Here is a 7,649-nt window from a genome sequence, read left to right on the forward strand (position 1 = left end):
GTTTGGTAGTAAAAGAAAATTGCGAGAGGAGTGGCCAGCAAGAATGAAAGAGAGGAATGAGAGACATATCAAATGGCATACCTCCTGTATAACCCGAGAAGACAGAGAACGACTGAATGGTCACCGAAGTTGTATCCTTTGGCTGACCGGCCTGTCCGGTTCCGGCAAATCCACTCTAGCTGCGGCTATAGAGAATGAACTGCATAAACAGCACTGCCGCACCTACATTTTGGACGGCGACAATCTCCGGCACGGAATAAACCGGGATCTGGGCTTTAGTCCGGAGGATCGGTCGGAGAATATCCGCAGGATTGGCGAAATAGCGAAGCTGCTTGCCGATGCCGGCATGATAACGATAGTAGCCGCGATCTCCCCTTACAGACAAGACCGGGACAAAGTGAGGGCACTGTGTAAACCGGGCGATTTTATCGAGGTGTACGTGCAATGCACGGTTGAGGAATGCGAGCGCAGAGATCCAAAAGGATTGTACAAAAAAGCAAGATCCGGGGAAATCATGCATTTTACCGGCCTTTCTGCCCCTTATGAACCGCCCCTTCGGGCAGAGCTTGTACTTAAGACGGATGAACGCTCCGTAGCCGATTCGGTTATCGAAGCGATGGCCTACATTCGGAGCCGGCTGCTTGCCCCCTCAAGCCTCGAAACAGAGATGGAACCATGACGAACAAGCTGCTATTTTATTTGCATATTCCAAAAACGGCTGGCTCCTCGTTTACCCAGACGATCACCGATAATTGTCCGAACACCGTTCATTTCCATACGCTGACGGACGGCATTCAATTAAGTGAGGAGCTTATCGACGCGGATGCCTTATGCGGACATTTCATTTACGGCATTCATCATTTTACGAAGCGGCCTTACCGGTATATTACGATGCTTCGCCATCCTCTCGAACGGACCCTCTCCCATTTTTACTTCAAGTATAAAAATCCTGCATACGAAGTCTCTTACGATAAAGAGCTTACCTTCGAGGAGTATGTTCTTAACCCTTACTACGATGCCGAGTACTGCAATCTTCAAGCCAGGATGATAACGGGCGAAATCAATAACCCGTATCCAAGTTTCAAAAAAGCCCGCTCTCATCTAGACAAACATTTCGCTTTTGTCGGCCTTGCGGAGCAATATGACATTTCGTTATTTCTGCTTGCGCAAATCATGAACTGGAAACCGCAGTATTACCCTAAAGTCAATGTAACGCCTAACCGCCCGGCATACAGCACGTTATCCGGCGATGCCATCAAAAACGTCATTCTAAAAAACGAGATTGACCGGAAGCTGTATGAGCATGCCTGCAACCGATTTAACGAAAGCGTATTGGACTTGTCATCCGAACAAACGAATCAGCTCAAATCCTATTTAAGAGCGGCCAGAAGTTAAATAAAAAAGGCCTCACAACCGTGAAGCCTTCTTCCTATTCCTTTATTCGGCAGTCCGGAACATGACCGTATCCGGCGTACCTGTCCGAATCACTTTCCCCCGCTTCTCCAAATAATGGAGATGGGCAATCGTCTCCGACATGGCAAAGCGCAAATTATGGGGATTCGTCCTCAGATGACCGCCAAATTGATGCTCGCATACTTCAAAAGCACTGCTTGGCTCTCGAAGCATATCCCACATTTTACTCAGCCGACGTTTATGATGCTCTTTTATTTCAAAGATCCGGTTGATAAAATCGTCAAACGGCTCCCGATGGCCGGGGAAAGCCAGCTTCACCTTGTAGCCTAACAACTCGTCCAGGCTGTTTAGGAAACAGCCAAGCGGATCCTCTTCCTCACCCGGATTAAAAGCAATATTCGGCGTGATATGGGGCAATACCTGATCCCCGCATATCATGATTTCCTTATTGGGCTCGTAGAAGCACAGCTGCCCGAAAGCATGTCCCGGGGCATCAATCATTTGCCATTCCGTTCCGCCAAGCCGTATCGTTCCGCCAGCTTTCAGGTAGGTCACTTCAGGCTGCGGCGATACTTGGCGGACAAATCCGTCCAGGTTGTTCTTAATGTCGAGCGTCAGCTCATCCGGCATCCCGTGGATGGCGAAATGCGCGCGGAGCTCCTCCGAGTACGTGCTGCTCTCTCCCCACAAACGACGCGTATAACCGTGGGAACGTTCCGATATATACACGGGCGCGCCCGTCCGCTCTTGGAAATACCCGGCAAGACCGTAATGGTCCGGATGCTGGTGCGTAAGCACAATGCGTTTGATTTGCTCCATACTTAAACCATGGTTAAGGAATACCTCCTCCCAAGCCGCAAGCGCGTCATCCGTATGCAGACCGGGATCAATAACGGTATATGCCCCGCCGTCCTCTGGAATCAAATAGCTGTTAACCCATTTTAATGAAAAAGGAAGCGGAATTTTCGCTTGAATCCATCCGCCGTCCCACACCTTTGTCTCCACCGTCATGGATGCTGTGCCCTCCCTATACGCCATTCAACCATCGTGTACCCAACCGACAGTCTAGTATTCGCCTAACTTCCCGTACTTAATTGCTTACCGCGCTGGAATAAGCCGGGTTGTATGCTGAAGATCGGAAATCGACGCGGCGCCGATTCCGAACATGGCTGCGCGCAGCTCAAATTCAATACGCTCGAACTGCTCAATGAGCTGCTCGACCGATACCCTTGTCTCTCCGTTTGCCGCTCGCGGAAGAAGAGCCCGTCCAAAGCCTGCAATATCGGCGCCAAGCGCAATCGACTTCGCCGCGTCAACGCCATGCTGAAGACCGCCGCTCGCAATGACCGTCGTATTTGGAAGGCGGCTTTTCACTTCCTTTATGCTCTCGGCGGTCGGAATCCCCCAGCCGGCGAAAGCTTCGGCCGCGAGCCTTCGCATCGGATCATTCTGGCGGTATTTTTCCACCTGGCTCCAGGATGTTCCGCCCGCTCCCGCTACATCTATAAAGGCTGCGCCTGCCGAAGCAAGAGCCGCAGCCGTACCGGCGTCAATTCCCCAGCCTACTTCCTTAACTCCCACAGGCACGGACAAAGCGCGGCACACCTCCTCAATCCGGGGCAGCAACGAGCGGAAGTTCGTATCCCCCTCAGGCTGAAACACTTCCTGCATGCTGTTCAGATGAAGAACAAGCGCATCGGCCTCCGCGATTTCCACCGCCCTGCGGCAGGCATCGACCCCATAACCGTAATTGAGCTGAACGGCGCCTAGATTTGCGATCACGGGTACGGATGGCGCGATATCTCTTATATAAAAGGAAGCCGCCAGCTCCTCTTGTTCGATTGCGGCCCTCATTGATCCCAGGCCAATCGCCCAGCCCCTTGTTTCCGCCGCTTCGGCCAGGCGCCGGTTAATCGCTCCTGCTTCGTTTGTGCCTCCAGTCATCGAACTGACCAGCAAGGGCGTTCGCATGCGGCGCCCCAGCCATTCCGTATCCAGCCTGATATCGTCAAACGCGATTTCGGGAAGGGCATTATGACGGAAACGAAATTGATCAAATCCCGTCTCAATTCCTTCCCCCGTTACGTTCTCCTGCAGGCAAATGCGGATATGCTCGCTTTTGCGTTTCGATGTGGAAGCGCTTGCCCCCGATATTTGCTCTACTGTCATATAGGGCAATCCTCCTATTTGTATAGCCAACCTCCGCCGTATGCTAAATGGCCACAGGCATTTAAGCATAAGCTTTAAGCTTTGCGAGAATACTTTTGTTCATCATAACCCAGCGATCGGGAGCGGAGCAAGGATAGGACAAGACCTGACTGTATTTTTGACGTTTATAATCATTAAAATGAAATTTACAATCAATTTTGTTGTTAAAATGAATAATATAATTTAGAATAGAGTCAAATGAGATTGAGGGGGCATCTTCCATGGACGTACGGATTTTTGACACGCAATTAGAGCTGGACGCCTTTGCGGCCGAGCTATTCATCGATATCGTTAAATCGAAGCCAAACGCGGTACTAGGACTTGCAACAGGATCGACACCCGTAGGCATTTATGCCAAAATGGTAGAGAAATACCGCAAAGGCGACGTATCCTTTGCCGATGTTACGACGTTTAACCTTGACGAATATGTCGGGCTGAAGCCTTATAACGATCAAAGCTACGCTTATTATATGAACAAGCATTTATTCGCTCATATCGATATTCCGGATACGCAGACTTTTCTTCCAAACGGCATGGCGGAGGATCTTGATGCGGAATGCGCGCAGTATGACCGCATGCTGCTGGAACGGCAGATTGATGTCCAGCTTCTCGGAATCGGCCATAACGGCCATATCGGCTTTAATGAGCCGGATCATGCTTTATCGGGCGAAACTCACGTCGTGAAGCTGAAGGATGAGACGCGGGAAGCGAATGCGAGATTTTTCGCCAGCATGGACGAAGTGCCGGAATACGCGATTACGATGGGCGTTGGCTCCATTCTGAAGGCAAATTCGATTGTTCTCGTGGTACGCGGCGCGGATAAAGCGGATATCGTCAAACAAGCGTTGACCGGCCCCATTACGACGGAGGTACCGGCATCCTTGCTCCAGACGCATCCGCGCGTAACCGTGCTTCTTGACCGCGAGGCGGGAAGGATGTTGGGATAATGACACAACCAGGCGGCAATTCGCTGCTCATTCATAACGTAAAGATCGTTCTGGAAGACCGCGTGACGGAAGGCAGCGTAAGCATCAAGGACGGTATTATTGCTGGCGTTAATGAAGCCAAGCTAGAGACAACGGGCTATGATCAAGTTCTGGACGGACAAGGCGCTTGGCTGCTTCCGGGCTTTATCGATGTCCACGTACACGGCGGATTCGGCGGAGATTTCATGGATGCCAATGAAGAAAGCTACGACACGATTACGAAGTTCCATGCTTCCCAAGGCACGACCGGGATGCTGGCTACAACCGTAACGGCCTCGCAAGAAGCGATTGAAGCGGTATTCCAAGCAACCAGCGCTTATATGAAAAAAGATATGCCGTACGCTCCGCTGCTTGGCGTCCACTTGGAGGGACCTTTTATCAGCCTCAAGTGGATTGGAGCCCAAAATCCGGCCTTCCTGTCGCCGCCGCGTATCGACTGGCTGGAGGATTGGACGGCGCGTTATCCGGGCATTCTCAAGCTGCTGACGCTCGCTCCCGAGAATGAAGGCGCCATCGACGCAATCAAATGGCTGTCCGACCATAACGTCGTTGTCGCATGCGGCCATACCGATGCAACCTTTGAAGTGATGACGCAAGCGGCGGAAGCTGGACTTACGCATGCCGTTCATACTTATAACGCCATGCGCCCGCTTCATCACCGCGAGCCGGGCACCGTAGGCGCCGTGCTGACCGATGACCGGATTTACGCCGAGCTTATCGCTGACGGCCATCACGTGCATCCGGGAGCGATCAAGCTGCTCGCTTCCTCCAAGCCGGAGGATAAGCTTATTCTTATTACCGATGCGATCTCCGCGGCCGGAAGACCGGATGGCTTGTATGACCTTGGCGGACTTCCCGTTATCGTGAAGGATGGCGTAGCAAGGCTGCAGGAAGGCAATCTGGCCGGCAGCAGCTTGACGATGATTAACGCTTTCCGTTACATGCTGGAGAATTCCGGGTTATCCGTCCATGAGATCAGCCGTTATGCCAGCGCCAACCCGGCAAGACAGCTCGGCTTGTTCGAGCGGACCGGCTCCATCGCGGTTGGCAAACAAGCGGACCTCGTGCTTGCCGAATCTGATTTCGGGAAAGTACGGTCGACTTGGGTAAACGGCAGACAAGTCTACTCGGTCGAGTAAAACAAAGAGCGGTTGAAGGGGATGATCTCCCTTTCAACCGCTCTTTCTATTTTTCGGCTAGGCCGCGCGAAAGTCATCCTTACGACTTTCACGCAGCCCTTATTCTATTGGGCCAGCTATTCCTGCTCCGCTGCCACATGGACAACGATCTGATGCTGCCCGGCTTTGTCCGCCAGATCTCCCGTTAACGGCACATCGGTAATAAAAGCCTGCAGCTCGGGAAGCGCAGCGATCGAGAATAACGAGGTTTTGCCTACCTTTGTCTGGTCAAACACCGCATACGTGGTATGAGATCGTTTGATAAGCGCCTTGGCAATCTGGGCTTCCTGCTCGGAATAGGTCGTAATGCCGCCGGCAGCGGATATGCCGTCCACTCCGATGAACATTTTGCCGATATTCAGATGCGCGACCATTCCCTCGCCAAGCGGCCCGCACAGCTCAAAGCTGTTATGCCGCATAATGCCGCCGGTTACGACAACCTGGACGCTGCTGCCCGCAAGCTCCATCGCGATATTGACGGCGTTGGTAACAACGGTAATCCCGCTTCTCAGCTTAAGCAGCTTGGCAATCAGATAGTTCGTTGTTCCGCCCGACAAGCCAATCACATCGCCTTCTTCAATAAGCGATGCCGCTTTGGCGGCGATACGCTCCTTCTCCAGATACGACAGCCCTTCCCGTTCCGCAAACGCCGTGTCGCGGACCGTATTCATGCCGTCATACATCGCACCGCCGATGGTTCGAATAATCGGATAAGTCGCTTCCATTTGCTCAAGATCGCGTCTAGCCGTCGCCTCCGAGCAATCAAAGCGTTCCACCAGCTCTTGAATCGTAATGCGTCCTTGCTGCTTGAGCAGCTGCAAAATCGCTTCGCGGCGGCGCTGCCCCTTGGATCCAGAAACGTTCGAATCAGCCATTGTTATCGCTCCACCCACGCTTTAGAGGACATTCGCTGTTCAACGGCGCTCCACTCCGGAAGAGCCTCCCAGTCACCGCGCATTTGCACGACAAGCGAGCCGTTGATGCTGGCCAGGCCAACCGCTTCCACTGGCGTCATGCCTTTCATCACGCCAGCGAGGAAGCCCGCGCAGAAGCCGTCGCCTGCTCCAACCGTATCGACTACCTTCTCGGCCGGATAGAACGGGACGCTTACTTCTTCGCCGTTATCAAGCACAACCGTCGTGTCGCCAAGTCCTTTAATAACCGTAACCGCTTTGAGCTGCTTCAGCTTTGCCTTCACTTCCTCGAAATCATCCGTCTGGTACAAAAGCTTCAGCTCGTCCCAACCCGGCAGGAAGTAATCCGCTTCTTCTGCAAGAGGGAGCAGCACTTCTCGCGCTTCCTCAATCGACCATAGCTTAAGGCGCAGATTCGGGTCAAAACAAATCTTTATGCCAGCCTCTTTTGCAATCTGCACGGCCCGAAGCACCGTTTGCTTCGCGCTTTCGCTAAGAGCCGTCGTAATGCCCGTAATATGGAGCAGCTTGGCTCCGCGGATATAATCCGCATCCAGCTCTTCCGGTGTCATCCGGCTTGCCGCGGAATGCTTGCGGTAGTAATGAACGGCAAGGCGGCCCGCTACCTGCTCGCGGAACATCATGCCTGTCGGGGCTTCGTCGCTGAATTTCACGCGCGATACGTCAACGCCTTCCCCGCGAAGCGTTTTCACAATCATGCGGGCGAATGGATCGTTGCCAAGCGCGCCGAACCAGCCTACGGAGCATCCGAGTCTTGCAAGTCCGATTGCCACGTTGCTTTCCGCGCCGCCAAAGCCTTGCTCCAGCGTTGCTGCCCGTTCCAAAGCCTTATGCTCCTGCGGCATAAACAATGCCATCGATTCCCCAAAGGTTACTACGTCTGGTGATGACTGATGCACGATTTCCCCTCCTAAAAAGAATTACTACAC

At 52.8% G+C, this 7,649-nt stretch carries 8 protein-coding genes; 4 read left to right on the plus strand and 4 right to left on the minus strand.

Features of this window, described 5'->3' with window-relative positions; all coding sequences use genetic code 11:
• Positions 1-43 precede the first annotated feature (43 nt).
• Positions 44-679, plus strand: coding sequence for an adenylyl-sulfate kinase (gene cysC, locus PGL01S_RS11570; protein ID WP_127494667.1), 636 nt, complete (start codon positions 44-46; stop codon positions 677-679).
• On the plus strand, positions 676-1,395 hold the full coding sequence (locus tag PGL01S_RS11575) for a sulfotransferase family 2 domain-containing protein (RefSeq protein ID WP_127494669.1): 720 nt from the start codon (positions 676-678) through the stop codon (positions 1,393-1,395). Before cysC ends, PGL01S_RS11575 begins: the two co-directional genes overlap by 4 nt.
• A 42-nt stretch (positions 1,396-1,437) precedes the next feature.
• Here PGL01S_RS11575 and PGL01S_RS11580 read toward each other — a convergent pair whose 3' ends face one another.
• Both PGL01S_RS11580 and fni read right to left on the minus strand, forming a co-directional pair.
• Positions 1,438-2,424 (minus strand): MBL fold metallo-hydrolase, encoded by a 987-nt coding sequence (locus tag PGL01S_RS11580; RefSeq protein ID WP_127494671.1) that lies wholly within the window; start codon positions 2,422-2,424, stop codon positions 1,438-1,440.
• Between the two features lie 87 nt (positions 2,425-2,511).
• Positions 2,512-3,582, minus strand: coding sequence for a type 2 isopentenyl-diphosphate Delta-isomerase (gene fni, locus PGL01S_RS11585; RefSeq protein ID WP_127494673.1), 1,071 nt, complete (start codon positions 3,580-3,582; stop codon positions 2,512-2,514).
• A gap of 260 nt (positions 3,583-3,842) precedes the next feature.
• Between fni and nagB the strand changes: the two genes are divergently transcribed.
• Complete coding sequence (nagB, locus tag PGL01S_RS11590; protein WP_127494675.1) at positions 3,843-4,568, plus strand: glucosamine-6-phosphate deaminase; 726 nt, start codon at positions 3,843-3,845, stop codon at positions 4,566-4,568.
• Complete coding sequence (gene nagA, locus PGL01S_RS11595; RefSeq protein WP_127494677.1) at positions 4,568-5,746, plus strand: N-acetylglucosamine-6-phosphate deacetylase; 1,179 nt, start codon at positions 4,568-4,570, stop codon at positions 5,744-5,746. The genes nagB and nagA overlap by 1 nt, the downstream gene beginning before the upstream one ends.
• A 116-nt stretch (positions 5,747-5,862) precedes the next feature.
• Here the strand turns inward: nagA and PGL01S_RS11600 are convergent, their stop codons facing one another.
• On the minus strand, positions 5,863-6,660 hold the full coding sequence (locus PGL01S_RS11600; protein WP_127494679.1) for a DeoR/GlpR family DNA-binding transcription regulator: 798 nt from the start codon (positions 6,658-6,660) through the stop codon (positions 5,863-5,865).
• 2 nt (positions 6,661-6,662) lie between these two features.
• Positions 6,663-7,619, minus strand: a complete 957-nt coding sequence (locus PGL01S_RS11605) for a sugar kinase (protein WP_127494681.1) — start codon at positions 7,617-7,619, stop codon at positions 6,663-6,665.
• Positions 7,620-7,649: the final 30 nt, after the last annotated feature.

Origin of the sequence: Paenibacillus glycanilyticus NBRC 16618 (assembly GCF_004000805.1) — a bacterium.
Lineage (GTDB): Bacteria > Bacillota > Bacilli > Paenibacillales > Paenibacillaceae > Pristimantibacillus > Pristimantibacillus glycanilyticus.